Here is a 24,552-nt window from a genome sequence, read left to right as displayed (position 1 = left end):
CCCAAATCGGCGTTTGGTTCGACACGACGGCAGCGCGCTGCCAGCAATGCGCCACACGTGGGGCACAAGACCGCGCAAAGCTACCACAGGAGTGGATAAATATCCGCTGCGCACTTCGATTAAATGCAGGTTTTTCAGGGGTTTTGGCTTAAAACGTACAAAAATGAACAAAAAACGAACAACCGGCATTTCGGCCAACATCCGGCCACTGCACCACTGGGTGTCTGGGTTAAACTTGGCGACTTTTGCAGCTCGCCGAGAATTTCATGCCTATCCGTCATTGCATCGTTCACCTGATCGACAAGAAGCCTGATGGCAGCCCCGCCGTACTGCATGCCCGCGACAGCGAATTGGCGGCTTCCGACGCCATCGAAAACCTGCTGGCAGACCTGAACGACAGCTACAACGCCAAACAAGGCAAGGCCTGGGGCTTCTTCCACAGCGAGTCGGGGGCCTACCCGCTCAGCGGCTGGCTGAAGCAGTACCTGGAAGGGGAAACGGGGTTCACCGCCTTCAGCCGCCTGGCCGTGGAGCACCTGCAGAAGCTGATGGAAGAGTCCAACCTGTCCACCGGCGGTCACGTGCTGTTTGCCCATTACCAACAGGGCATGACCGAATACCTGGCAATCGCCCTGCTGCACCACAGTGAAGGCGTGGCGGTGAATGCTGAACTCGACGTAACCCCATCTCGTCATCTTGACCTTGGCCAGTTGCACCTGGCGGCGCGTATCAACCTGTCCGAGTGGAAGAACAACCAGAACTCCAAGCAGTACATCTCGTTCATCAAGGGCAAGAACGGCAAGAAGGTCTCGGACTATTTCCGCGATTTCATCGGCTGCCAGGAAGGTGTCGACGGCCCGGGTGAAACCCGCACCCTGCTCAAGGCCTTCAGCGACTTCGTCGAGAGCGAAGACTTGCCGGAAGCCTCCGCCCGCGAAAAAACCCAGACGCTGGTCGAGTACGCCACTACCCAGACCAAACTGGGCGAACCGGTGACGCTGGAAGAGCTGTCCAGCCTGATCGACGAAGACCGGCCCAAGGCGTTCTACGACCATATCCGCAACAAGGACTACGGCTTGTCGCCGGAGATTCCGGCGGATAAACGCACCCTCAATCAGTTCCGTCGCTTCACCGGGCGTGCCGAAGGGCTGTCGATCAGCTTCGAGGCGCACCTGCTGGGCGACAAGGTGGAGTATGACGAGGCCGCCGGCACCCTGATCATCAAGGGGCTGCCGACCACCCTGGTGGACCAGCTGAAGCGACGCAAGGACTGACGGTTCATGGGCCGCGCGACCCGCTCCTGCACGCCTCGCGACCTCTTGTAGGAGCGGCCTTGCGTCGCGATGGGCCGCAAAAGCGGCCCCGGCATCCTCAAGCCGAACCCATCAGGTAAGCCGCCACCAGCGCCTCTTTCGCCGACTTGCGCAGCCGTTTCACCAACCGCTCCTGGCGCAACGCCTCGCCCTTGTCCGGCCACTGTTCGACATACACCAGCGCCTGTGCCGGGCTGGTCTTGAAGTACCGTGCCCCCTGCCCTTTCTGATGGGCCAGAAAACGCCGCTGCGGGTCATCGCTGACCCCGCAATACAACGAACCGTTGGCCGCCCTGACCAGGTACACATACCAAGGTTTGCCAACGCCTGCGGGGACAGCTTCACACACCTTGGGCCTGCTGGAATGCGCGCAAACCCTTGAAGGCCTGTGCGCGAACCTTGTTCTGCAGCAGCGGCGACCACCCCAGCAATACCCCTGGCATGCCCAACGCCTGTCGCGACCAGCGCCACAGGTCGAACGTATCGTCGTGCTGGCAGATCAAGCCATCGCGGATGATGAAGCGTGCCTGGATATCATTGACCACCACGCGCCCCGTCTGGCTGAACAGGTAGGTCGCCACCCAGTGTGCGGCACCGCTGCGCTCGTCGGCGCGTACGCTGTCGAAGGTCAGGGTGAAGTCTTTGGCGCGCGTGGTCAGCATGCGCCACATGTCGCCCGCATCCTTGCCACGCAGCGTGCCGAAAACCGGGTCGCTGAAAACGATATCGTCGCTGTAGCAGGCGATCATTGCCTCGGCGTCCAGGCGCTGGAAAGCCTGGTAGAAGCGCGTAATCAAATCGCGGTGGGCGTCACTCATGGGGGCTGGTCCATCCTGGGGTCGAAAGCAGCACGATAATCTGACCCGGTTGCTTATGCCAGCTTCCGCCGCAGCATCTACAGCGCCTGTGAGACCGAGCGCCGCGCGGGCGGTGCTCGGTCTCACAGGCGCTGCATATCTTCTGACAAACACCTGTCAGCCCTGATGCGATCCCTGTGGGAGCTGGCTTGCCGGCGACAGGGCCGGTGCTGCCCAGCACAGATTCAGACTTTTTCGCTTGTCACCTGCACATGCAAAGCCCGCCCGGCACCCAACCCGAAGACGATGGCGCCGACCCCAAGCACAGCGAAGATCCAGCCCACGGCCGCCCAGCCGCCCGTCAGATCATGCACCAACCCCACCGCGAACGGCCCCATCGACGCCAGGGTATAACCCACGCCTTGGGCCATGCTCGACAGGTTGGCCGCCACGTGGGCATCCTTCGAGCGCAACACGATCAAGGTCAGCGCCAGGGCAAAGGTACCGCCCTGCCCCAGGCCCAGCACCACGGCCCAGCCCCACAGCCCTGAAAGCGGGGCATACAGGCAACCGAACAGGCCCGCCAGAGTGGTCAGCATGACCACCACGATTGGCAACCGCTGGTCCTTGCCGCGAGTGGCCAGCCACGGCGCGCTCAGCGAACTCAGTAACTGCACGATGACCGACCCGGAAAGTACCAGGCCGGCCTGGGTCGGGCTCAGGCCACGACCGATCAGGATCGACGGCAGCCAGCCAAACACGATGTAGGCCAGCGACGACTGCAGGCCCATGTACAGGGTCACTTGCCAGGCCAAGGGATCACGCCAGAGGCCACGTACGCGGTATGCCACCGTGTGCAGGCCATGCCCCTGGCGGGCTTGTGGCAGCCAAACCAGCATGGCCAGCAGCGCCGGGAGCATCCAGAAGCCCAGGCCCAACGCCCAGCTGCCACCGAAATGGCTGGCCAAGGGTACGGTAGCACCCGCCGCCATGGCCGCGCCCAGGCACAAGGCCATGGTATACACCCCGGTCAGCGTCCCTGCGTGCTGGGGGAAGTCGCGCTTGACGATACCGGGCAACAACACCCCGATGATGCCGATGCTGGCGCCAGCCATCAGGCTGCCCAGAAACACCCCCGCCACGCCCAAACTGCTGCGCACGACGATGCCCAAAGCCAGGGTGAGCAGAATGCCGACGATCACCCGCTCACTGCCAAAGCGCCGTGCCAGCATCGGTGCCAGCGGCGCAAACAGCCCAAGGCACAACACCGGCAAGGTGGTCAGCAAGCCGGCTTGCGAAGCGTTCAGCCCCAGGCCTTCGGACACCTGGCCCAGCACGGGCGCCATGCTCGACAGCGCCGGGCGTAGGTTCAGCGCCACCAGCACCAGGCCGAGCAACAGCAGCCACGGCCGACGCAATTGCACCGGCTGCTGCTGGACTTGCTCGTCGTCGGCCTCGGCGTCGATCAGCAGTTCATCGAGATCACGCGCGTGCGGTGGGGTGTTGCGAGGTAGGGATTCAGCCATGGCGTTCTCGGGGTCAGGATTCGATGAGGGTACGGCTCAGGCGCTTGGCCCGGTCCGCATCACGCTGTTCGATGGCGTCGAGGATCTGCCCATGCAGATCGAACGTAGCCTGGCAGCGCGGCACGGTCGCCATGCTGTGCTGCAGCGCCGCCGCGACCACGCCGGAAAAATAGCGGTAAAGCTCGCTGAGTGCGGGGTTGTGGGCGGCATCGACCAGCCGCTGGTGAAACACCAGGTCGCACCTTATGTAGTGATCGACATCACCATGAAAATGCCCGGCGCTGCCGGCCAGCGCTTCGCGCAGCCCCTGCAGGTCTGCATCGGTGCGCCGCAGCGCGGCCAGGCCAATCGCCTCCGCCTCCAGAATGTGGCGGGTTTCACGGGCCTGCTCGGCGGTACAGCGGGCCATGGCCTGCATCGCCAGCAACGGGTCCTGTGCGGTACGCAGGTAGCTGCCGTCGCCTTGGCGCACTTCGACCAGGCCGCTGAAGGCCAGCACGCGCATGGCTTCGCGCACGGTGTTACGGCTGATGCCCAGTTGCAGGGCCAGTTCCGGCTCGGTCGGCAGGCGTTCGCCTATCTGCCAATCGCCCTGGGCGATGCGCTCACGCAGTTGCTCAACGGCCTGCTCGACCAGGGAGCGTTTGATCAATAACGACATCGATACATCCAGTCATCGGACGAATAAAGGCTAACCATAAGCGCTGAATCAACAGGCTGCAACGCTTCACACGATTGTTTTTAAGTAGAGGCGGGGCGCCGCACGGGCGGCGCTCGGTGTTACAGGTGCTAAAACTGCTGCGCCCAAGGCGCGCTCAGTTCAAGGCATCCAGCAGTGCCTGGTTCATCTCCGGCGTGCCAATGGTGATCCGCAGGAACTGGGCGATACGCGCCTGCTTGAAGTGGCGCACGATGACACCCTGCTCGCGCAAGCGCGCTGCCAACTCGGCGGCATCCTGTTGCGGGTGGCGCGCGAAGATGAAGTTGGCCGCCGACGGCAGCACTTCGAAGCCCTTGGCCTGTAACTGGCCAACCAACGCCTCGCGGCTGTCGATCACCTTGCGGCAGGTTTGCTCGAAGTACTCTCGGTCCTCGAAAGCTGCGGCGGCGCCAACTATGGCCGCACGGTCCAGCGGGTAGGAGTTGAAGCTGTTCTTGATGCGCTCCAATGCCTCGATCAGGTCCGGGTGCCCCACGGCCAAGCCAACACGCAGACCCGCCAGCGAGCGCGATTTGGACAAGGTCTGGGTCACCAGCAGGTTGTCGTAGCGGTCGACCAGGCTGATGGCGGTTTCGCCACCGAAGTCGATGTACGCTTCGTCCACCACCACCACCGAGTCACGGTTGGCCTGCAGCAGTTGCTCTACCGCCTGCAGTGGCATCAGGCAACCCGTAGGCGCATTGGGGTTGGGGAAGATGATCCCGGCATTGGGCTTGTTGTAGTCCTCGATGCGGATCTGGAACTGCTCGTCCAGGGCCACCTGCTCGAACGCGATGCCGTAGAGGCCACAGTACACCGGGTAGAAGCTGTAGCTGATATCGGGGAACAACAAGGGTGCATCGTGCTGGAACAGGCCGTGGAAGATGTGCGCCAGCACCTCGTCCGAACCATTGCCGACAAACACTTGCGCCGGGGTAACGCCGTAATACTCGGCCACTGCCTGCTTCAGGCGGTCACCGTTAGGATCGGGGTACAGGCGCAGGTTGTCGCTCAGCTCCGCGCGCATGGCTTCCAGCGCCCTGGGCGACGGGCCGTAGGGGTTCTCGTTGGTGTTCAACTTGACCAGCCGCGCCAGCTTGGGCTGCTCGCCCGGCACGTAAGGCACCAGGTCCTTGACGAAGGGGCTCCAGAATCGACTCATGTTCAGTTCCCCTTCTGTTGGGTGCGGATGCGGTATTCAGCGCTTCGGGCGTGCGCGGTCAGCGATTCGCCACGGGCCAGCACGGAGGCAGTCTGGCCCAGTTCGGACGCGCCTTGCTCGGAGCAGAAGATGATCGACGACCGCTTCTGGAAGTCGTACACACCCAACGGCGACGAGAAGCGTGCAGTGCCGGAGGTTGGCAACACGTGGTTGGGGCCAGCGCAGTAATCACCCAGTGCCTCGCTGGTGTGGCGGCCCATGAAGATCGCCCCGGCGTGGCGAATGTGCGGCAGCCAGGTCTGCGGGTCGGCAACCGACAGCTCCAGGTGCTCGGGGGCAATGCGGTTGGCCACGTCCATGGCCTGCTGCATGTCTTTTACCTGGATCAGTGCACCACGGCCGTTGACCGACTTCTGGATGATTTGCGCACGCTCCATGGTCGGCAGCAGCTTGTCGATACTGGCAGCGACACGGTCGAGGAAGGCGGCATCCGGGCTGACCAGAATGGCCTGTGCGTCTTCGTCGTGTTCAGCCTGGGAGAACAGGTCCATGGCGATCCAGTCCGGGTCGGTTTGGCCATCGCATACCACCAGGATTTCCGAAGGCCCGGCGATCATGTCGATGCCCACCTGGCCAAATACATGGCGCTTGGCAGTGGCGACGTAGATGTTGCCCGGGCCGACGATCTTGTCGACCTGTGGCACGCTTTCGGTGCCATAGGCCAGTGCCGCGACCGCCTGGGCGCCACCGACGGTGAATACGCGGTCGACACCGGCGATGCAGGCAGCGGCCAGCACCAGCTCGTTGACCTCACCACGCGGGGTCGGCACCACCATCACCACTTCGGCCACGCCGGCCACCTTGGCCGGGATGGCGTTCATCAGCACCGACGACGGGTACGAGGCCTTGCCGCCGGGCACATACAGGCCGGCCCGATCCAGCGGGGTAACCTTCTGCCCCAGTACGGTGCCGTCGGCTTCGGTGTACTGCCAGGAATCCTGCTTCTGCCGCTCATGGTAGATGCGCACACGGTCGGCGGCCTTCTCCAGGGCCTGGCGCTGTACGGGGGTGATGCGGGTCAGCGCCAGCTCCAGCCGCTCGCGATTGAGGATCAGGTCATCGATCGATGTGGCCTCAACACCATCGAAACGCTGGGTGAACTCTACCAGCGCCGCGTCGCCACGCTCGCGCACGGCCTTGATGATGTCCAGCACGCGCTGGTTGACCGCGTCATCGGACACACTTTCCCAGCTCAGCAGATGATCCAGATGTCGGGCGAAATCCGGATCAGCAGCGTTGAGACGGGCAATTGCAGTGGACACGGTCATGGCGAGGGCCTCGATGATTAGCGAATGCTCAGGCGCCCTAGGCTACCAGTCCATCCGCGCGGGCACCCGAGAAAAGTGGCTATGACGCGGATAGATGGGCGCGGCAACAACGGCCGCGCGCAATCGGTAGGGAATTAACCGCGGTGTCGCGATTCGACCGCCGCGCGCAGCGTGTCGATAAGGCTCTGGATGCGGGCGTGCTGCATCTTCATGGAAGCCTTGTTGACCACCAGGCGCGAGCTGATCGTGGCGATCATTTCCTGGGGTTCCAGGCCATTGGCCCGCAGGGTGTTGCCGGTGTCTACCACGTCGATGATCTTGTCGGCGAGGTTGATCAGCGGTGCCAGCTCCATCGAGCCGTACAGCTTGATGATGTCGACCTGGCGGCCCTGTTCGGCGTAGTAACGCTTGGCGACGTTGACGAACTTGGTGGCCACGCGCAGGCGGCCCTTGGGCTCAGGGGCGCCGACCACGCCTGCGGTCATCAGTTTGCAGCGGGCAATCTGCAGGTCCAGTGGCTCGTACAGGCCCTGGCCGCCGTACTCCATCAGCACGTCCTTGCCGGCCACACCCAGGTCGGCAGCACCATGCTCGACATAGGTCGGCACGTCGGTAGCACGCACGATCAGCAGGCGTACGTCGTCCTGCGTGGTAGGGATGATCAGTTTGCGGCTCTTGTCCGGGTTCTCGGTCGGCACGATGCCGGCCTCGGCCAGCAACGGCAAGGTATCGTCGAGAATACGGCCTTTGGAAAGCGCGATGGTCAACATTGGAACGTCGGTCCTTAAGCGGCTACTGCTGGCCAGGTCATGGACCTGGCCGCTTTCAATTCGAATGGTGCGTCCTTGCACCAGAGGGCGATCAGCCCGGTACGCGGCGGATTTTCGCGCCGAGCATCTGCAGTTTTTCTTCGATGCACTCGTAGCCACGGTCAATGTGGTAGATGCGGTCGATCAGCGTGTCACCTTCGGCCACCAGCGCCGAGAGCACCAGGCTGGCCGAAGCGCGCAGGTCGGTGGCCATGACCGGGGCGCCTTTGAGGGCCGGTACACCGGTGACGATCGCGGTGTTGCCTTCGACCTGGATCTGCGCACCCATGCGGTGCATTTCGTACACGTGCATGAAGCGGTTTTCGAAGATGGTTTCGATGACGGCACCGGTGCCTTCGGCAATGGCGTTCAGCGAGATGAACTGCGCCTGCATGTCGGTCGGGAAGGCCGGGTACGGTGCAGTACGCAGGTTCACGGCTTTCGGCCGCTTGCCCTGCATGTCGAGCTCGATCCAGTCTTCACCGGTGGTGATCTCGGCGCCGGCTTCCTTGAGCTTTTCCAGCACGGCTTCAAGGATGGTCGGGTCGGTATCCTTGACCTTGACGCGGCCACCGGTCACGGCAGCGGCAACCAGGTAGGTACCGGTCTCGATCCGGTCCGGCATCACGCGGTAGCTGGCCGACGCCAGGCGCTCGACGCCATCGATGGTGATGGTGTCGGTACCGGCACCTTGCACCTTGCCGCCCATGGCGTTGATGAAGTTGGCCAGGTCGACCACCTCCGGCTCACGCGCAGCGTTCTGCAGCACGCTGCGGCCTTTGGCCAGCGCTGCGGCCATCATGATGTTTTCGGTACCGGTCACGCTGACGGTGTCGAAGAAGAAATGCGCACCGCGCAGGCCGCCCTCAGGCGCCTTGGCCTTGATGTAGCCGGCTTCGACCTCGATCTTCGCACCCATGGCCTCCAGGCCACGGATGTGCAGGTCGACCGGGCGCGAACCAATCGCGCAACCGCCAGGCAGCGCCACCTCGGCCTCGCCGAAGCGGGCGACCATCGGCCCCAGCACCAGGATCGAGGCGCGCATGGTCTTGACCAGCTCGTAAGGCGCGACCAGGGTCTTGATGGTGCGCGGGTCGATTTCCACCGCCAGCTTTTCGTCGATCACAGGCTCAATGCCCATGCGGCCGAACAGCTCGATCATGGTGGTGATGTCGTGCAGGTGCGGCAGGTTGCCTACGGTGACCGGGCCATCGGCCAGCAGGGTCGCCGCCAGAATCGGCAGGGCTGCGTTCTTCGCGCCCGAAATACGGATCTCGCCGTCAAGGCGAGCGCCGCCAGTAATAATCAGTTTGTCCATTGGAATCTCGCCGCCAAGTTGGCTCAGGTGCGCTCAGCCCAGGCTGCGCTGCTGAAAAATTTCATGGTTACCGCATGGATGCTGCCATTGGCGATCCACGGATTCAGATGAGCATAGATAGCCTGCTGGCGTTTGACTGGGCTCAGGCCAGCCAACTCGTCGCTGATCACGTTCAACTGGAAGTTGCAGCCTTCGCCTTCAACTTCGACCCGGGAACCCGGCAATTTCTCTTCAAGGAAGCTTTTAACTTCTACGGCCTGCATGCTCAACCTCAATCGGCGCCCGATGCGCACGGGTCGGCCATCATACAAAAAAGCCCCTCGCCTGCGAAGCCCAACGAAGGCTTCGCTGACCGAGGGGCCGTCATCCGTGCCGGGCCATCAGGTCGCCAGCACTTGATCGAGGTCGTAGACCTCGGCAATTTCCCGCATGTCGTCGGGCATGCCCCGCACCCGGCAGGCCTTGCCGGCTGCCTGGGCATCGCGCATGAACGACAGCAGCAACGACAGGCCGACACTGGTGGAGCGCAGCACGCCCGAGCAATCGAGCACCAACTGCGCATCCCGGCTGGCAGTGATCAGCGCCTTGCCTTGCTTGCGCAACTGCGGCCCACTGCGATAGTCCAGCACGCCGGACAGGCTCAGCACGCCCGGCTCAGCCATGCTTACCGCGGCCTCACTCATTTCACCGCCTTTTCTGGCGAGTTGTCGGCGGTCTGCTTGGCCTTGGCCACTTCGCCGGCCCAGCCGTCGATGGTCTTGTCCAGGTTGTTGCCGTTGCGCTGCATGGCGTCGGCGAACTGGTCACGGAACAGCTTGCCGATGTTGATGCCGTTGACGATGACGTTACGCACCTTCCACTCGCCACCCAGGTTTTCCAGGGTGTACTGCACCGGGTACACGGCGCCATTGTTACCGGTGACCTTCATACCGACCGAAGCGCGCTTGCCATCATCGGCCTTGGCCGGGTCGACGACGATGCCCTGGTTGTTGTACTCCAGCAACGCATTGCCGTAGAACTGGAACAGGCTGCGCTTGAAGTTTTCCTGGAAGCGCTGCATCTGCTCGGGGGTGGCCTTGCGCGAGTACTTGACGGTCATGATGCTGCGGGAGATACCGTCGGCATCGACCACCGGCGCGAGAATCCGGTCAAGGGTGTCGTAGAACGCTTGAGGGTTGGCCTTGTACTGCTCTTTGTTGGCCTTGAGTTCACCCAGCAGCTGCGTGGTGGTGCTTTGAACCACGTCATGCGGGGACTGCGCGGCCAAGGTCATCAGGGGGAAAGCCGCCAGCAACACCAGCAGGCCACGTCGCAAGATCGAAATCATGGAAACTCCTCAATTAGCCGGTTGCGCTTCTTTCGGTTCCTTGCCAACGGAGTTGAGCAGGAACTTGCCTATCAGGTCTTCCAGCACCAGGGCAGACTGGGTGTCGTGAATGGTCGAGCCATCCTTGAGCACGTCTTCCTCACCGCCCACGCTGATACCGATGTACTTCTCGCCAAGCAGACCGGCGGTCAGGATCGAGGCAGTGGAGTCGGTCGGCAGGTTGTCCACCGACTTGTCCAGCTGCAGGGTCACCCGACCGGTGTAGGAATCACGGTCCAGATCGATGGCGGTGACCTTGCCGATGGTCACGCCCGCCATGGTCACCTTGGCTCTGACCGTCAAACCGGCGATATTGTCGAAATAGGCATAAACTTTATAGGTATCGCTGCTCGGGCTGGCCGACAGCCCGCTGACACGCAGGGCCAGCAGCAGCAGCGCCAGGATCCCGGCCAGCAGGAACAGGCCGACACCGATTTCCAGGGTGCGGTTTTGCATCAGAAATCTCCAAACATCAAGGCGGTCAGAATAAAGTCCAGACCCAGCACTGCCAACGAGGCATAGACCACGGTCTTGGTGGTTGCACGGCTGATCCCTTCTGAAGTGGGCTCACAGTCGTACCCCTGGAATACGGCGATCCAGGTCGCGACGAATGCGAACACTAGGCTCTTGATCAACCCGTTGAGCACGTCGTCGGTGAACGAAACACTGTTCTGCATGTTGGCCCAGAACGAGCCCTCGTATACGCCCAGCCAGTCCACGGCGACCCACGAGCCCCCCCAGATACCGACCACACTGAAGATCAGCGCCAGCAGCGGCAACGAGATGAAACCGGCCCACAAGCGTGGCGCCACGATGTACTTGAGCGGGTCGACGCCGATCATCTCCAGGCTGGACAACTGCTCGGTGGACTTCATGTTGCCGATTTCGGCAGTCAGTGCAGAACCGGCACGGCCTGCGAACAGCAAAGCCGTGACCACCGGCCCAAGCTCGCGCAACAGGGTCAGGGCCACCATCTGGCCCACGGCCTGCTCGGAGCCATACTTGGTGAGGATGCTGTAGCCCTGCAGTGCCAGCACCATGCCGATGAACACCCCGGACACGACGACGATCGCCAGCGACAGCACGCCGACCGAGTACAGTTGCCTGGTCAGCAGCTGGAAGCCACCGCCAATGCCGCCGCGCCCGACCAGGGCATGGAACAGGAACAGGCAGGAACGCCCGAGTACCGCCACCACATCGATGGCCGAGCGGCCCAGCAGCCGGACACGTTCGAGTAATGATTTTCTGCGCATCAACGCGCCCCCAGCAGGTCGGCGCTGTAGTCAGGCGCAGGGAAATGGAACGGCACCGGGCCATCCGGGTCGCCTTTCATGAACTGGCGGATCCGCGGGTTGTCCGAGCCCATCAGCTCATCGGGGGTACCCTGCCCCAGCACCTGGCCATCGCCCACCACATAGATGTAGTCGGCGATGCTGGCGGTCTCTGCGAGGTCATGGGACACCACGATGCTGGTAATGCCCAAGGCATCGTTGAGCAGGCGGATCAAGCGCACCAGCACCCCCATGGCAATAGGGTCCTGCCCGACGAACGGCTCGTCGTACATGAGGATCTGCGGGTCCAGGGCGATCGCCCGGGCCAGCGCCACACGACGCTTCATGCCACCGGACAGCTCATCGGGCATCAGGTCGATGGCCCCACGAAGTCCCACGGCCTGCAGTTTCATCAAGACGATGTCACGAATCATGTCGTCGGCAAGCTGGGTATGCACGCGCAGCGGAAACGCGACGTTCTCGAACACATCGAGGTCGGTGAACAGCGCGCCGCTCTGAAACAGCACGCCCATCTGCTTGCGGGCGTCGAACAGGTCGCTGCGCGACAGCGTCGGCAGGTTCTGCCCGGCGACCCATACCTCACCACTGGCGGGGCGCAGCTGCGCGCCCATCAGGCGAAGCAACGTGGTCTTGCCGCAACCCGATGGCCCCATGATGCCGGTGACCTTGCCGCGCGGGATGCGAATGTCGACGTTGCTGAAAATGCTACGCGAACCGCGCTTGAAGGTAACACCCTTCAATTCCACCGCGTAGGCGCTATCCACACTCATCTAGACTCCTTGCTGATGCAGCCTCGTCCTTATGGACGCCAACTTCCATGCGGAAGGCACACGCGCCCTTGGCAGGCCGAATAGCGGCGAACTATAGCACCGCTGCGCACGCGCCCCCAAGGCCATGCACGCCCCGTTCAGCTCTGAGACAGGGTTTGGCGACCGTTGCAAGGCAAATGGAAAAGGTGAGGGTTTCTTGGATTGCGGCTATAATCGCCGCCTTTTCATCAGGCAGTGCTTAATTGACATGAGCCAATCCAGCGAGCTGATTCAATCCGCACAGCGCACCGTGCGCCTGGAACTCGAGGCCGTCGAGGGCCTGCTGGCGCGCATCGACAAGCATTTCGTCAAAGCCTGCGAACTGATCCTGGCCAGCCAGGGCCGCGTCGTGGTGCTCGGCATGGGCAAGTCGGGGCATATCGGCAACAAGATTGCCGCTACCCTCGCCAGCACCGGCACCCCCGCGTTTTTCGTGCACCCGGCTGAAGCCAGCCATGGCGACATGGGCATGATCACCGGCAACGATATCATCCTGGCGCTGTCCAACTCAGGCAGCACGGCCGAGATCGTCACGCTGCTGCCGCTGATCAAGCGCCTGGGCATCACGCTCATCAGCCTTACCGGCAACCCGGATTCCACCCTGGCCCAGGCAGCAGAGGTGAACCTCGATGCCCGGGTCGCACAGGAGGCCTGCCCGCTGAACCTTGCCCCTACCTCATCGACCACTGCGGCACTGGTGCTGGGTGACGCGTTGGCCATTGCCCTGCTCGAAGCGCGCGGGTTCACTGCCGAAGACTTCGCCTTCTCACACCCTGGCGGCGCCCTGGGGCGGCGGCTGTTGCTGAAGGTCGAGCATGTGATGCACAGCGGTGACCAGTTGCCCAAGGTGCTGCGCGGCACGCTGCTCAAGGATGCCCTGCTGGAGATGTCGCACAAAGGGCTGGGCATGACCGCAGTGCTCGAGGCTGACGGCAAGCTGGCCGGGATCTTCACCGATGGCGACCTGCGCCGCAGCCTGGATCGCAATATCGACGTGCATACCACCTTGATCGACCAGGTCATGACCGTACATGGCAAAACTGCCCGGGCCGAAATGCTCGCCGCCGAGGCCCTTAAAATCATGGAAGACCACAAGATCAACGCACTGGTGGTCGTCGATCCGGACGACCGGCCGACAGGTGCCCTGAACATGCACGACCTGTTGCGTGCAGGAGTTATGTGATGAGCCAGAATCTCATGCAACGTGGCCAGGCCATCAAGCTGGCCGTGTTCGATGTCGACGGCGTGCTGACCGATGGCCGCCTGTACTTTCTCGAAGACGGCAGCGAATTCAAGACCTTCAACACCCTCGACGGCCAGGGCATCAAGATGCTAATGGCGTCGGGCGTGGCCACGGCCATCATCAGCGGGCGCAAGACCCCGGTGGTCGAGCGCCGTGCTGCGAACCTGGGTATCGCGCACCTGTTTCAGGGCCGCGAAGACAAATTGGTGGTACTTGACGGCCTGCTGGGCGAACTCGGCCTAAGCTATGAACAGGTCGCCTACCTCGGCGACGACCTGCCCGACCTGCCGGTGATTCGCCGCGTTGGCCTGGGCATGGCAGTGGCCAACGCTGCGCCCTTCGTTCGCCAGCATGCCCACGGCGTGACCCAGGCACGCGGCGGCGAAGGCGCTGCCCGCGAGTTCTGCGAACTGATCATGCAGGCCCAGGGCACCCTGGACGCTGCCAACGCCAACTACTTGTAAGGCCGCCCATGTTCAGCAAGAAAGTCCGCAATATTGCGCTGCTGGCAGTGATAGCTGCCGTGCTCGCTGCCATTGGCTACTGGAATGTCAGCCCTGAAAGCTTCCTCGACCAGCCTGTGGCCCAGGTCGATGAAAGCGCCATCGACTACTATGCGATCAACGCCCATAGTGTGCAGTTCTTGCCGGACGGCAAATTGCAGTACGAAATGACCGCCGACAAGGTCGAGCACGTCAAGGCGACTGAAGTTACCTTGGTGACCACGCCTGACCTGCGCCTTTACCGCGGCACCGAATACCCGTGGCATGTTCAGAGCGAGCGCGCCGAGGTCAGCCCGGACGGCAACGAGGTCGAACTGATCAACCAGGTCCGTGTTGCCCGCACCGACGAAAAACAGCGCGACACCATCATCACCAGCTCACGCATGACCGTATTCCCGCAGAAGCAATATGCGCAGACCGAGCAAGCCGTTAGAATCGACGGCGCCGGTGGCACAACCACGGGCAAGGGCATGAAAGCGTATTTGAAAGAAGGCAAGATGGACTTGCTCTCTAACGTAAGAGGACAGTATGAGGCTCGTTAAAACCCTCCCCCTTTTGCTCAGCCTGAGCGCAGCACTGGGAAGCGCGAGCGCCTTCGCCCTGCCGAATGACCGTGACCAGCCTATCCGCATCCAGGCCGACAACGCGCATCTGGACGACAAGCAGGGTGTCGCGACGTACACCGGTGACGTGATCATCACTCAAGGCTCGATGATGATCAAAGGCAATACCGTGACCATGACGCGCGCCGCCAACGGCGACATCGACGTGGTGACTTCGGTTGGCAACCTGGCCTACTTCGAGCAGCAGCAGAGCGCCGCCAAGCCCGACAAGATGAAGGGCTGGGCAGTGACCATCCAGTACCAGGCGCAAAAAGACACCGTGATCCTTACCGACCGCGCCAAGGTCGAGAACGAGGGCAACACCACCGAGGGCGAGAAGATCGTCTACAACACCAAGTCGCAGGTGGCTACCGCCGGCCGTGGCGGTAACGTGACCCAGCCACGTCAGCGCATCGACATGGTGATCCAGCCCAAGAAGAAGGCCGAGTAAATGGCAACCCTAAAAGCCCAGCACCTGGCCAAAAGCTACAAGGGGCGCCAGGTCGTACGTGATGTCAGCCTGTCGATCGACAGCGGCCAGATCGTCGGATTGCTCGGCCCGAACGGTGCCGGCAAGACCACCTGCTTCTATATGATCGTCGGCCTGGTCCAGGCCGAGCAGGGTCGTGTCCTGATCGACAACCTCGATGTCAGCCACCAGCCCATGCACGGCCGTGCGCGCGCCGGCATCGGCTACCTGCCGCAGGAAGCCTCGATCTTCCGCAAGCTTTCGGTGGCAGACAACATCATGGCCATCCTCGAAACCCGCAAGGACCTCGACCGCGATGGCCGGCGCAAGGAGCTGGAAAGCCTGCTGCAGGAGTTCCACATCAGCCACATCCGCGACAACCTCGGCATGAGCCTGTCCGGTGGCGAACGCCGCCGTGTCGAGATCGCCCGCGCCCTGGCGACCGCGCCCAAGTTCATCCTGCTGGACGAACCCTTCGCCGGCGTTGACCCGATCTCGGTCGGCGACATCAAGCAGATCATCCACCACCTCAAGGCCAAGGGTATCGGTGTGCTGATCACGGACCACAACGTGCGCGAAACCCTGGATATCTGCGAGACCGCCTACATCGTCAACGATGGCCGGCTGATCGCCGAAGGCGACGCCGAAACCATCCTGGCCAACGAACTGGTCAAAGAGGTTTACCTGGGCCACGAGTTCCGGCTCTGACCCACTCCTGCCTGGGGTACTGCAACCTGCCCTGCACTCAGGGTTAAAATTGTTACGTACTCTAGGCAAACGCTACAATTTAAGGCATAAAACTTGCTTGATCTGGCGCCCCGGCGCCCTCGTGTAGTGGATGGCGCATGCGCGCCGGCGAACAAGGTATTAAGCCCCAGCCATGAAACCATCGCTCGTCCTAAAAATGGGCCAGCAACTGACGATGACACCGCAGTTGCAACAGGCCATCCGCCTGCTCCAGCTCTCCACCCTGGACCTCCAACAGGAAATTCAGGAAGCGCTGGAGTCGAACCCGATGCTCGAACGTCAGGAAGACGGCGACGACTTCGACAACAGCGACCCGATGGCCGACAACGCCGAGAACAAGCCGGCCACCGAAGTTCAGGACAACAGCTTCCAGGAAAGCACGGTCAGTGCCGACAACCTCGAAGACGGTGAATGGAGCGAGCGCATCCCCAACGAGCTGCCGGTCGACACCGCCTGGGAAGACATCTACCAGACCAGCGCCAGCAGCCTGCCGAGCAACGATGACGACGAGTGGGACTTCACCACGCGGACATCGGCCGGCGAAAGCCTGCAAAGCCACCTGCTGTGGCAACTGAACCTGGCGCCGATGTCGGATACCGACCGCCTGATCGCCGTGACCCTGATCGACAGCATCAACGGCCAGGGCTACCTGGAAGACACCCTCGAAGAAATCTGCGCTGGCTTCGACCCGGAGCTGGATATCGAGCTGGACGAAGTCGAAGCGGTGCTGCACCGCATTCAGCAGTTCGAACCGGCAGGCGTCGCGGCACGCACCCTTGGCGAGTGCCTGTTGCTGCAACTGCGCCAACTGCCTGCCAGCACGCCGTGGCTGAACGAGGCGAAACGCCTGGTCAGCGATTTCATCGATTTGCTCGGCAGCCGCGACTACAGCCAGCTCATGCGGCGCATGAAAATCAAGGAAGACGAACTGCGTCAGGTGATCGAACTGGTGCAAAGCCTCAACCCGCGCCCGGGTTCGCAGATCGAGTCCAGCGAGCCCGAGTACGTGGTACCGGACGTGATCGTGCGCAAGGACAGCGACCGCTGGCTGGTGGAGCTGAACCAGGAGGCCATCCCGCGCCTGCGCGTGAACGCGCAATACGCCGGCTTCGTGCGCCGCGCCGATACCAGTGCCGACAACACCTTCATGCGCAACCAGCTTCAGGAGGCGCGCTGGTTCATCAAGAGCCTGCAAAGCCGCAACGAGACCCTGATGAAAGTCGCCACGCAGATCGTCGAGCACCAGCGCGGCTTCCTCGATCATGGCGACGAAGCGATGAAACCGCTGGTGCTGCATGACATTGCCGAAGCGGTGGGCATGCACGAGTCGACCATTTCCCGGGTGACCACGCAGAAATACATGCACACGCCCCGCGGCATCTACGAACTGAAATACTTTTTCTCCAGCCACGTCAGCACCTCCGAAGGCGGAGAATGCTCGTCTACAGCGATCCGCGCGATCATCAAGAAACTGGTTGCAGCGGAAAATCAGAAAAAGCCATTGAGTGACAGCAAGATCGCTGGTTTACTGGAGGCACAAGGCATCCAGGTGGCCCGCCGCACCGTCGCCAAGTACCGCGAGTCTCTCGGCATCGCACCGTCGAGTGAGCGCAAGCGACTGATGTAGCCCCTGGGCTCTGCCATAGCGTTTGCGGGGCAGGTGCAAGACCTGCCTCTTTATGCACGGGCAACAAAGGAGAAGCTGTATGCAAGTCAATATCAGTGGACAGCATGTAGAAGTCACCCAGCCACTGCGCGATTACGTGCTTGAAAAGCTCGCCCGCGTGGAAAGTCACTTCGACAAGATCACCAACGTGCAGGTCATCATGAAGGTCGAGAAACTGCAGCAGAAGGTCGAGGCGACCCTGCAGATTCCCGGCGGCGAAGTGGTAGCAAACGCCGAACACGAAGATATGTATGCAGCGATCGACGCCTTGGCCGACAAGCTCGACCGCCAACTGAAAAAACACAAGGAAAAACAGCAAAGCCTGCTGCAAGGTGCAGCTGCCCGCTGATCCCCCTCATCCATGATCCGACTTGAAACCATCCTGACCCCCGGCCGTTCCCTCGTGAACGTGCCGGGCGGCAGTAAGAAGCGCGCCCTGGAAAAGGTCGCCACCATCATCGCCGAACAAGTGCCGGAACTGGAGATGCAAGTTGTCTTCGAAAAGCTGGTCGCCCGGGAAAAACTCGGTTCAACCGGTTTCGGCAATGGCATCGCCATTCCGCACTGCCGGCTTGAAGGCTGCTCCGCGCCAGTCAGCGCCCTGCTGCACCTGGAAGCACCCATCGATTACGATGCCATCGATGGCGCGCCGGTAGACTTGCTGTTCGTCCTGCTGGTCCCTGAAGCCGCCACCGATGCCCACCTGGAACTGCTGCGCCAGATCGCCAGCATGCTCGACCGCAAGGACGTGCGTGATCGCCTGCGTTCGGCCCCCAGCAACGAGGCCTTGTACCAGGTTGTCCTGGACGTACAGAACGAGCACTGAACATGCGCCTGATCATCGTCAGCGGCCGGTCCGGCTCCGGCAAGAGCACCGCCCTCGATGTCCTGGAAGACAACGGTTTCTATTGCATTGACAACCTGCCCGCCGGGCTGCTGCCGCAGCTCGCGGAAAATGCACTGATCAACACCGAACTGCTGCAGCCGAAAGTGGCAGTGTCGATCGACGCCCGCAACCTGCCCAGCCACCTGTCGCGCTTCCCCGAGCTGCTAGCCGACGCCCGTGCCCGCCACATCCAGTGCGATGTGCTGTACCTGGATGCCGATGAAGATACCTTGCTCAAGCGGTTTTCAGAAACCCGCCGCCGCCACCCGCTGACCAACGCCGACCGCTCGCTGGCAGAGGCCATCCGCGTGGAGAGCGAGCTGCTGGGGCCGATTGCCGACCTGGCCGACCTGAAGATCGACACCACCAGCCTGAACCTCTACCAGTTGCGTGACACCATCAAGTTGCGCCTGCTCAACAAGCCCGAGCCTGGTACCGCATTCCTGGTCGAGTCATTCGGCTTCAAACGCGGCATGCCGGTCGATGCCGATTTGGTGTTCGACGTACGCTGCCTGCCCAACCCCTACTGGAAGCCCGAATTGCGTGAGCACTCCGGCCTGGAACAGCCAGTGATCGACTACCTGGCCGCGCAGCCGGACGTCGAAGACATGTTCAACGATATTTCCAGCTACCTGCTCAAGTGGCTCCCCCGCTTCGCAGCCAGTAACCGTGCCTACGTGACCATTGCCATTGGCTGCACCGGCGGCCACCATCGTTCGGTGTACATCACCGAACGTCTCGGCCAGTTGCTGCAACAGTCCCTGAAAAACGTCCAGGTCCGCCACCGCGACCTCTAGCCCAAGGATCCGCCCCACGATGCCCGCCCGCGAAATCACCATCATCAACAAGCTGGGCCTGCATGCCCGGGCGGCAGCGAAGTTCGTCGGCGTGGCCGGCCGCTTTCCCTGCCAGGTGCGGGTCGGCCGCGCGCCGGACAAGCTGGTAGACGGCAAAAGCATCATGGCCGTGATGATGCTGGCGGCTGGCAAGGGCACCCAAGTGCACCTGCATACCCAGGGTGAGCAGGAAAACGATGCCATGGACGCGCTGGTCGAGTTGATCAACAACTACTTCGACGAAGGCGAATAAGCTTCCCGCTGCAACTTGAGTGTTCAGCGCATGTGAAATCGAGCGCCGCCCGCGCAGCGCTCGATTTCACATGTGCAAAAATGTCTAGGTGAACAGCCAGGCAACACCGCGCGCCGCCAGCAGCGCGGTACCCGCCAGCAACAGCAAGGCCCCCAGCGCCTGGCGAAACAGGCGCACACTACTGACCGACATGATCTGCGAGCGCATACCGCTCCGACTCACTTCAGGGCGTCGAGATAACGGCGTTGGACTTGCGCCCAGTCGATGACGTTGTAGAAGGCACCAATGTATTCCGGCCGCCGGTTCTGGTATTTCAGGTAATACGCATGCTCCCACACGTCCAACCCGAGAATGGGCGTATTGCCATGCATCAGCGGGCTGTCCTGGTTGCCGCTGCTTTCCACGACCAGTTTTTTTTCCGGCGTTACACTGAGCCAGGCCCAGCCGCTGCCGAAGCGGGTCAGGGCGGCCTTGGTGAAGGCCTCCTTGAAGGCGTCGAAACCGCCCAGTTGCGTGGTGATGGCTAGTGCCAGCTCGCCCGTGGGCTCACCGCCGCCCTGCGGCGACATCACGGTCCAGAACAGGCTGTGGTTGGCGTGACCGCCACCGTGGTTGGTCACGGCGCCACGCAGCTGCGCCGGCAAGCGCGCAACCGCAGCAACCAGTTTTTCGACCGGCCACTCAGCCCACTCGGTGCCTTCGACGGCGGCATTCAGGCCGTTGACGTAGGTCTGATGGTGCCTGGTGTGGTGGATCTCCATGGTCTGCGCGTCGATGTGCGGCTCCAGCGCGTCGTAGGCGTAAGGCAAAGCAGGCAAGGTATGGGACATGTCAGTGAATTCCATAGGCTTGTAGGCATGTTCGAACAGGCGGTTGGCGGCTCCCGTGGTGCGGGTCCAGTGCGGCACGGTTGCCTTCTGAACGGTGACGCAGGGTCATATGCCGCCAGCGGTGAGTTTTTCCGGGTCTAGCAGCGTTTCCAGCTGGTCCCGCGACAGGTCGGTGTGCTCCAGGGCTACATCAATGATCGGGCGGCCTTGCTGGTAAGCGGTCTTGGCAATTTCAGCAGCCTTCAGGTAGCCGATGATCGGGTTCAGTGCAGTGACCAGGATCGGGTTGCGCGCCAGCGCCTCCTTCAGCTTGCCCTCGTTGACCTTGAAGCTGGCAATGGCTTTGTCGGCCAGCAGGCGGCTGACGTTGGCCATCAACTCGATGCTCTCCAGCAGGTTGCGTGCGATCAGCGGCAACATCACGTTCAGTTCGAAGTTGCCCGACTGCCCAGCCACGGCGATGGTGGTGTCGTTGCCGATGACCTGGGCGGCGACCATGGCCGTAGCCTCCGGGATCACCGGGTTGACCTTGCCTGGCATGATCGAAGAGCCTGGCTGCAGACCTTGCAGTTCGATTTCCCCAAGGCCGGCCAGAGGGCCCGAGTTCATCCAGCGCAGGTCGTTGGCAATCTTCATCAGTGCCACAGCTGTGGTCTTGAGCTGGCCGGACAGGGCTACGGCGGTATCCTGCGAACCGATCAAGGCAAACAGGTTGTGCCCCGGCGTGAACTGGACCTGGGTCAGGCCGCTGAGCTGGCGCGCGAAAGCGGCAGCGAACTGCGGGTGGGCATTGATGCCGGTGCCCACTGCGGTGCCGCCCTGGGCCAGCGCCTGCAGGCTTGGCAGGGTGGCTTCGAGGTGCGCCTTGGCCCCCTCGATCTGCGCTGCCCAACCGTCCAGCACCTGGCTCAGGCGCACGGGCATCGCATCCATCAGGTGGGTACGGCCGGTTTTCACGTACTGATGCACCTGCCTGGACTTGGCCTCGCTCACCTTCACCAGGTGCGCCAGGGCAGGCAACAGCTGCTCATGTACGGCGAGGGCAGCGCTGACGTGAATGGTGGTGGGAATGATGTCATTGCTGCTCTGGCCGCAATTGACGTGGTCGTTGGCATTGACCGGCTCGCCGAGCACACGGCTGGCCAGGGTGGCGATCACCTCGTTCGCGTTCATGTTCGAGCTGGTGCCCGAGCCTGTCTGAAACACGTCGACCGGGAAGTGCTGGATGTAGTCTTGCGCCAGCAAGTGTTCCACCGCCTTGACGATGGCCTGCCCCTGGGCGGCGGACAGCTGCTCCAGCTCTACGTTGGCCTTGGCCGCAGCCGCTTTGGCCAGCAGCAAGGCACGGATGAACTGTGCCGGCATGCGCTGGCCGCTGATCGGGAAGTTGTCGACCGCGCGCTGGGTCTGGGCGCCGTACAGGGCTTGGGCCGGCACCTGCAATTCACCCATGCTGTCGCGCTCGATACGGGTATCACTCATCATCAAATCCTTGCATCAGTTCATCGGGAGAAATCGACGGCAGCAGGCTGCAATTGGCCAACTGCATGGCGTAGGGCTGCCAACGCTGGTTCTGGGCCTGGCGGTCGAGGTTGCGCAGGTCCAGCAACGGCCGCCAGGCCTGGTCCAGGCACAGGCAGCGCCAGTGCCAGGGCAACATGCGGTCGCAGGCGGTGTCGAGCAGCAGGCGGAAGGAGGTCAACGCCACCGTCCATGGCGAGGTTTCGGTACAGCACACCAAGTAACGGCCTTCGGCCAGGTAGTGCTCGATCAGGCGCGGCTCGTCAGGTTCGAGCGCGCAGCGGATCCGGCGGCTGAGCCAGCGCCAGTTTTCCAGGTAGGGCAGTTCGCGGAGGACGGAATTCATGAACATCATCGCCGAGTTACTGGATAATGATATTCATTATTAATTGATAAATAGAATCACTTCAAGGGGAGCTGATGAAAGAAAAAACCCGGCGCGAGGGCCGGGTCTTGTATTCCACTGAAATTCTTTATTGCCTGTACCGGCCTCTTCGCGGGCTTGCCCGCTCCCACAGGGGATTGCATAGGCTTCAAGCTGTGGGAGCGGGCGAGCCCGCGAATGGGCCGGTACAGGCAATGAATCAGCTACCTGCCACAGTCATCCGCTCGATCAGCACCGACCCAGTGTGGATATTGCTGCGTGTTTCAAGATCGCTACCAATCGCGACAATCTGCTGGAACATATCCTTCATGTTGCCGGCAATCGTCACTTCCTGCACCGCATGCTGGATTTCACCATTCTCGACCCAGAAACCCGCTGCGCCTCGGGAGTAATCACCCGTCACCATGTTCAGGCCATGGCCCATCAGCTCGGTCACCAACAGCCCACGCCCCATACGCCGGATCAGGGCAGCCTGGTCCTCGACGCCGTGGCTGACGAACAGGTTGTGTACACCCCCCGCGTTGGCCGTGCTGGGCAAGCCCAGCTTGCGCCCCGAATAGGTACCCAGCAGATACGACACCAGCTCGCCTTTGTCGACGAACGGTTTGGCATAGGTCGCCAAGCCGTCGGCGTCGAACGCTGCACTGGCCAGCGCGCGCGGAATGTGCGGCCGCTCGTCGAGTGTCAGCCAGGACGGGAACAGGCGCTGGCCAATGCTGCCTTCAAGGAACGACGACTTGCGGTACAGATTGCCGCCAGAGATCGCCGACAGGAAGCTGCCGAACAACCCCCCTGCCAGTTCTGCCGAAAACAGCACCGGCACTTCGCAGGTTGACACCGGCCGCGCGCCGAGGCGGCTGGCGGCCCGCTGCGCGGCACGCACGCCAATGCTGCGCGGGTCGGCCAGCAGGTCGCCCTGGCGGTTGACGTCATACCAGTAATCGCGCTGCATCTGCCCGTCGCCTTCAGCGATCATCACGCAGCTCAGGCTGTGCCGGGTCGAGGCGTAAGCACCGATGAAACCGTGGCTGTTGCCGTACACGCGGCAGCCCTGGTGGGTGTTGAGGGTGGTGCCATCGGCATTGAGGATGCGCGGGTCGGCATCGAACGCCGCCGCTTCGCAAGCCAGCGCCATCTCGATGGCTTTCTCGGGCTCGAGAGCCCAGTCATGATACAGGTCCAGGTCAGGGATTTCCCGGGCCATCAACGCTGCGTCCGCCAGGCCCGAACAATCGTCCTCGGAGGTGTGCCTGGCAATGGCCAGCGCTGCGGCGACGGTTTCCCGGATCGCCTCCGGGCCACTGGCCGAGGTACTGGCCGAGCCTTTGCGCTGGCCAACATAGAGGGTGATGCCAAAGCCCTGGTCGCGGTTGAATTCAACCGTTTCGACCTCGCGCTGACGTACCGTGGTGGACAGGCCCTGCTCCAGCGACACGGCCACTTCGCAGGCACTGGCCCCTTGGCGGCGCGCTTCGGCGATGATCGCCTCGACCTGCTCTTGCAATGCTGGCAGGTCTTTCGGACCTACGCTCTGGACTGCACTCATGGTTCTCTCCACTCAAATTCTGCGTTCGGCGAGGGTCATTCTACGACCGGGCCGGACAAGCGGCCCCCGACTGGTTATCATGGCGGCGATTTCTAGCGGACTGCCACCATGGTTGATTCAAACGACGACGCCTTCGACGGCGAAAAAAGCAAAACCCAGATCAAGCGCGAGCTGCATGCGCTGGTCGAACTCGGCGAGCGCCTGACTACGCTCAAGGCCGATACCCTGGCCCGCCTGCCGTTGACCGACGAGCTGCGCAAGGCCCTGGCCGAGGCCAGCAAGCACACTGCTCATGGTGCGCGTAAACGCCACATGTCGTTCGTCGGCAAGCTGATGCGCGTGCAGGACCTGGATGCCATCCATGCCCTGCTTGAGCAGATGGACAGCTCCACTCGCCAGTACAACGAACGCTTCCACGGCCTGGAGCGCTGGCGCGACCGGCTGATCGACGGTAACGACGAAGACCTTGAACGCTTCGTCAACGAATACCCCGACACCGATCGCCAGCAACTGCGTTCGCTGGTGCGCCATGCCCAGCACGAGAAGGCGCGGAACAAACCGCCGGCCGCCGCGCGCAAGGTGTTCAAGTACATCCGCGACCTCGACGAGTTGCAGCGCGGGTTGCGCTGACAGGCTGGGACCCTG

At 62.4% G+C, this 24,552-nt stretch carries 31 protein-coding genes; 12 read left to right on the top strand and 19 right to left on the bottom strand.

What is annotated here, in order from left to right; translation table 11 throughout:
* Window positions 1-266 precede the first annotated feature (266 nt).
* Window positions 267-1,274: a nucleoid-associated protein YejK gene (yejK, locus tag GEV39_RS04505; RefSeq protein WP_173887695.1), complete on the top strand. Its 1,008-nt coding sequence runs from the start codon at window positions 267-269 to the stop codon at window positions 1,272-1,274.
* Window positions 1,275-1,371: 97 nt separating this feature from the next.
* Here yejK and GEV39_RS04500 read toward each other — a convergent pair whose 3' ends face one another.
* The 14 genes from GEV39_RS04500 to GEV39_RS04435 all read right to left on the bottom strand — a co-directional run bounded on the left by GEV39_RS04500 (window position 1,372) and on the right by GEV39_RS04435 (window position 12,381).
* Complete coding sequence (locus GEV39_RS04500) at window positions 1,372-1,662, bottom strand: GIY-YIG nuclease family protein (protein ID WP_173887694.1); 291 nt, start codon at window positions 1,660-1,662, stop codon at window positions 1,372-1,374.
* Complete coding sequence (locus GEV39_RS04495; protein ID WP_054911609.1) at window positions 1,655-2,131, bottom strand: nuclear transport factor 2 family protein; 477 nt, start codon at window positions 2,129-2,131, stop codon at window positions 1,655-1,657. The genes GEV39_RS04500 and GEV39_RS04495 overlap by 8 nt, the downstream gene beginning before the upstream one ends.
* 224 nt (window positions 2,132-2,355) lie before the next feature.
* Window positions 2,356-3,636 (bottom strand): CynX/NimT family MFS transporter, encoded by a 1,281-nt coding sequence (locus GEV39_RS04490; protein WP_173887693.1) that lies wholly within the window; start codon window positions 3,634-3,636, stop codon window positions 2,356-2,358.
* Between the two features lie 13 nt (window positions 3,637-3,649).
* On the bottom strand, window positions 3,650-4,297 hold the full coding sequence (locus tag GEV39_RS04485; protein WP_173887692.1) for a FadR/GntR family transcriptional regulator: 648 nt from the start codon (window positions 4,295-4,297) through the stop codon (window positions 3,650-3,652).
* Between the two features lie 154 nt (window positions 4,298-4,451).
* Window positions 4,452-5,498, bottom strand: coding sequence for a histidinol-phosphate transaminase (gene hisC / locus GEV39_RS04480; RefSeq protein ID WP_173887691.1), 1,047 nt, complete (start codon window positions 5,496-5,498; stop codon window positions 4,452-4,454).
* Between the two features lie 2 nt (window positions 5,499-5,500).
* Window positions 5,501-6,826 carry a histidinol dehydrogenase gene (gene hisD, locus GEV39_RS04475; RefSeq protein ID WP_173887690.1) on the bottom strand — a complete coding sequence of 442 codons (1,326 nt, stop codon included), beginning with the start codon at window positions 6,824-6,826 and terminating at the stop codon, window positions 5,501-5,503.
* A 134-nt stretch (window positions 6,827-6,960) separates the two neighbouring features.
* Window positions 6,961-7,596 (bottom strand): ATP phosphoribosyltransferase, encoded by a 636-nt coding sequence (gene hisG, locus GEV39_RS04470; protein WP_009683026.1) that lies wholly within the window; start codon window positions 7,594-7,596, stop codon window positions 6,961-6,963.
* A 91-nt stretch (window positions 7,597-7,687) separates the two neighbouring features.
* Window positions 7,688-8,953 (bottom strand): UDP-N-acetylglucosamine 1-carboxyvinyltransferase, encoded by a 1,266-nt coding sequence (murA, locus tag GEV39_RS04465; RefSeq protein WP_009683027.1) that lies wholly within the window; start codon window positions 8,951-8,953, stop codon window positions 7,688-7,690.
* 23 nt (window positions 8,954-8,976) lie between these two features.
* Window positions 8,977-9,216 carry a BolA family protein gene (locus tag GEV39_RS04460; RefSeq protein WP_003255121.1) on the bottom strand — a complete coding sequence of 80 codons (240 nt, stop codon included), beginning with the start codon at window positions 9,214-9,216 and terminating at the stop codon, window positions 8,977-8,979.
* A gap of 117 nt (window positions 9,217-9,333) precedes the next feature.
* Window positions 9,334-9,636 (bottom strand): STAS domain-containing protein, encoded by a 303-nt coding sequence (locus GEV39_RS04455; RefSeq protein ID WP_009683028.1) that lies wholly within the window; start codon window positions 9,634-9,636, stop codon window positions 9,334-9,336.
* On the bottom strand, window positions 9,633-10,280 hold the full coding sequence (locus GEV39_RS04450) for an MlaC/ttg2D family ABC transporter substrate-binding protein (RefSeq protein WP_173887689.1): 648 nt from the start codon (window positions 10,278-10,280) through the stop codon (window positions 9,633-9,635). Before GEV39_RS04450 ends, GEV39_RS04455 begins: the two co-directional genes overlap by 4 nt.
* Window positions 10,281-10,289: 9 nt before the next feature.
* Window positions 10,290-10,775 carry an outer membrane lipid asymmetry maintenance protein MlaD gene (gene mlaD / locus GEV39_RS04445; protein WP_009683030.1) on the bottom strand — a complete coding sequence of 162 codons (486 nt, stop codon included), beginning with the start codon at window positions 10,773-10,775 and terminating at the stop codon, window positions 10,290-10,292.
* On the bottom strand, window positions 10,775-11,572 hold the full coding sequence (gene mlaE, locus GEV39_RS04440) for a lipid asymmetry maintenance ABC transporter permease subunit MlaE (protein WP_173887688.1): 798 nt from the start codon (window positions 11,570-11,572) through the stop codon (window positions 10,775-10,777). Before mlaE ends, mlaD begins: the two co-directional genes overlap by 1 nt.
* A complete protein-coding gene (locus tag GEV39_RS04435) occupies window positions 11,572-12,381 on the bottom strand; it encodes an ATP-binding cassette domain-containing protein (RefSeq protein ID WP_009683032.1) in 810 nt (269 codons plus the stop codon). The genes mlaE and GEV39_RS04435 overlap by 1 nt, the downstream gene beginning before the upstream one ends.
* A 241-nt stretch (window positions 12,382-12,622) precedes the next feature.
* On the opposite strand from GEV39_RS04435, the gene GEV39_RS04430 reads away from it, so the two are divergent.
* The 10 genes from GEV39_RS04430 to GEV39_RS04385 all read left to right on the top strand — a co-directional run bounded on the left by GEV39_RS04430 (window position 12,623) and on the right by GEV39_RS04385 (window position 19,625).
* Window positions 12,623-13,603 (top strand): KpsF/GutQ family sugar-phosphate isomerase, encoded by a 981-nt coding sequence (locus tag GEV39_RS04430; protein ID WP_173891650.1) that lies wholly within the window; start codon window positions 12,623-12,625, stop codon window positions 13,601-13,603.
* Window positions 13,603-14,127: a KdsC family phosphatase gene (locus tag GEV39_RS04425; RefSeq protein ID WP_173887687.1), complete on the top strand. Its 525-nt coding sequence runs from the start codon at window positions 13,603-13,605 to the stop codon at window positions 14,125-14,127. Before GEV39_RS04430 ends, GEV39_RS04425 begins: the two co-directional genes overlap by 1 nt.
* A gap of 8 nt (window positions 14,128-14,135) precedes the next feature.
* Window positions 14,136-14,708 carry an LPS export ABC transporter periplasmic protein LptC gene (gene lptC, locus GEV39_RS04420; RefSeq protein ID WP_173887686.1) on the top strand — a complete coding sequence of 191 codons (573 nt, stop codon included), beginning with the start codon at window positions 14,136-14,138 and terminating at the stop codon, window positions 14,706-14,708.
* Window positions 14,695-15,219 (top strand): lipopolysaccharide transport periplasmic protein LptA, encoded by a 525-nt coding sequence (lptA, locus tag GEV39_RS04415; RefSeq protein ID WP_029887549.1) that lies wholly within the window; start codon window positions 14,695-14,697, stop codon window positions 15,217-15,219. The genes lptC and lptA overlap by 14 nt, the downstream gene beginning before the upstream one ends.
* On the top strand, window positions 15,220-15,945 hold the full coding sequence (gene lptB, locus GEV39_RS04410; RefSeq protein ID WP_010952146.1) for an LPS export ABC transporter ATP-binding protein: 726 nt from the start codon (window positions 15,220-15,222) through the stop codon (window positions 15,943-15,945).
* 172 nt (window positions 15,946-16,117) lie between these two features.
* A complete protein-coding gene (locus tag GEV39_RS04405) occupies window positions 16,118-17,611 on the top strand; it encodes an RNA polymerase factor sigma-54 (protein ID WP_173887685.1) in 1,494 nt (497 codons plus the stop codon).
* 79 nt (window positions 17,612-17,690) lie between these two features.
* Complete coding sequence (hpf, locus tag GEV39_RS04400) at window positions 17,691-17,999, top strand: ribosome hibernation-promoting factor, HPF/YfiA family (RefSeq protein WP_003255135.1); 309 nt, start codon at window positions 17,691-17,693, stop codon at window positions 17,997-17,999.
* A gap of 12 nt (window positions 18,000-18,011) precedes the next feature.
* Window positions 18,012-18,476 (top strand): PTS IIA-like nitrogen regulatory protein PtsN, encoded by a 465-nt coding sequence (gene ptsN, locus GEV39_RS04395; RefSeq protein ID WP_173887684.1) that lies wholly within the window; start codon window positions 18,012-18,014, stop codon window positions 18,474-18,476.
* 2 nt (window positions 18,477-18,478) lie between these two features.
* Complete coding sequence (gene rapZ, locus GEV39_RS04390) at window positions 18,479-19,333, top strand: RNase adapter RapZ (RefSeq protein ID WP_009683042.1); 855 nt, start codon at window positions 18,479-18,481, stop codon at window positions 19,331-19,333.
* Between the two features lie 19 nt (window positions 19,334-19,352).
* Window positions 19,353-19,625: an HPr family phosphocarrier protein gene (locus GEV39_RS04385; RefSeq protein ID WP_173887683.1), complete on the top strand. Its 273-nt coding sequence runs from the start codon at window positions 19,353-19,355 to the stop codon at window positions 19,623-19,625.
* Between the two features lie 84 nt (window positions 19,626-19,709).
* On the opposite strand, the gene GEV39_RS25925 is transcribed toward GEV39_RS04385, so the two are convergent.
* The 5 genes from GEV39_RS25925 to pmbA form a co-directional block, all read right to left on the bottom strand.
* Window positions 19,710-19,832: a hypothetical protein gene (locus GEV39_RS25925; protein WP_283246104.1), complete on the bottom strand. Its 123-nt coding sequence runs from the start codon at window positions 19,830-19,832 to the stop codon at window positions 19,710-19,712.
* 11 nt (window positions 19,833-19,843) lie between these two features.
* Window positions 19,844-20,455, bottom strand: a complete 612-nt coding sequence (locus tag GEV39_RS04380) for a superoxide dismutase (protein WP_173891649.1) — start codon at window positions 20,453-20,455, stop codon at window positions 19,844-19,846.
* A gap of 105 nt (window positions 20,456-20,560) precedes the next feature.
* Window positions 20,561-21,937, bottom strand: coding sequence for a class II fumarate hydratase (locus tag GEV39_RS04375; RefSeq protein ID WP_173887682.1), 1,377 nt, complete (start codon window positions 21,935-21,937; stop codon window positions 20,561-20,563).
* Window positions 21,930-22,331 (bottom strand): FagA protein, encoded by a 402-nt coding sequence (locus tag GEV39_RS04370; RefSeq protein ID WP_173887681.1) that lies wholly within the window; start codon window positions 22,329-22,331, stop codon window positions 21,930-21,932. Before GEV39_RS04370 ends, GEV39_RS04375 begins: the two co-directional genes overlap by 8 nt.
* 229 nt (window positions 22,332-22,560) lie before the next feature.
* Window positions 22,561-23,907 carry a metalloprotease PmbA gene (gene pmbA / locus GEV39_RS04365; protein WP_173887680.1) on the bottom strand — a complete coding sequence of 449 codons (1,347 nt, stop codon included), beginning with the start codon at window positions 23,905-23,907 and terminating at the stop codon, window positions 22,561-22,563.
* A 108-nt stretch (window positions 23,908-24,015) separates the two neighbouring features.
* On the opposite strand from pmbA, the gene yjgA reads away from it, so the two are divergent.
* A complete protein-coding gene (yjgA, locus tag GEV39_RS04360; RefSeq protein ID WP_009683052.1) occupies window positions 24,016-24,537 on the top strand; it encodes a ribosome biogenesis factor YjgA in 522 nt (173 codons plus the stop codon).
* Window positions 24,538-24,552 lie beyond the last annotated feature (15 nt).

It is taken from the genome of Pseudomonas sp. NY5710 (assembly GCF_013305665.1).
Lineage (GTDB): Bacteria > Pseudomonadota > Gammaproteobacteria > Pseudomonadales > Pseudomonadaceae > Aquipseudomonas > Aquipseudomonas juntendi.
The sequence above is the reverse complement of the archived record's forward strand: the minus strand, read 5'-3'. Positions and strand labels throughout refer to the sequence as shown.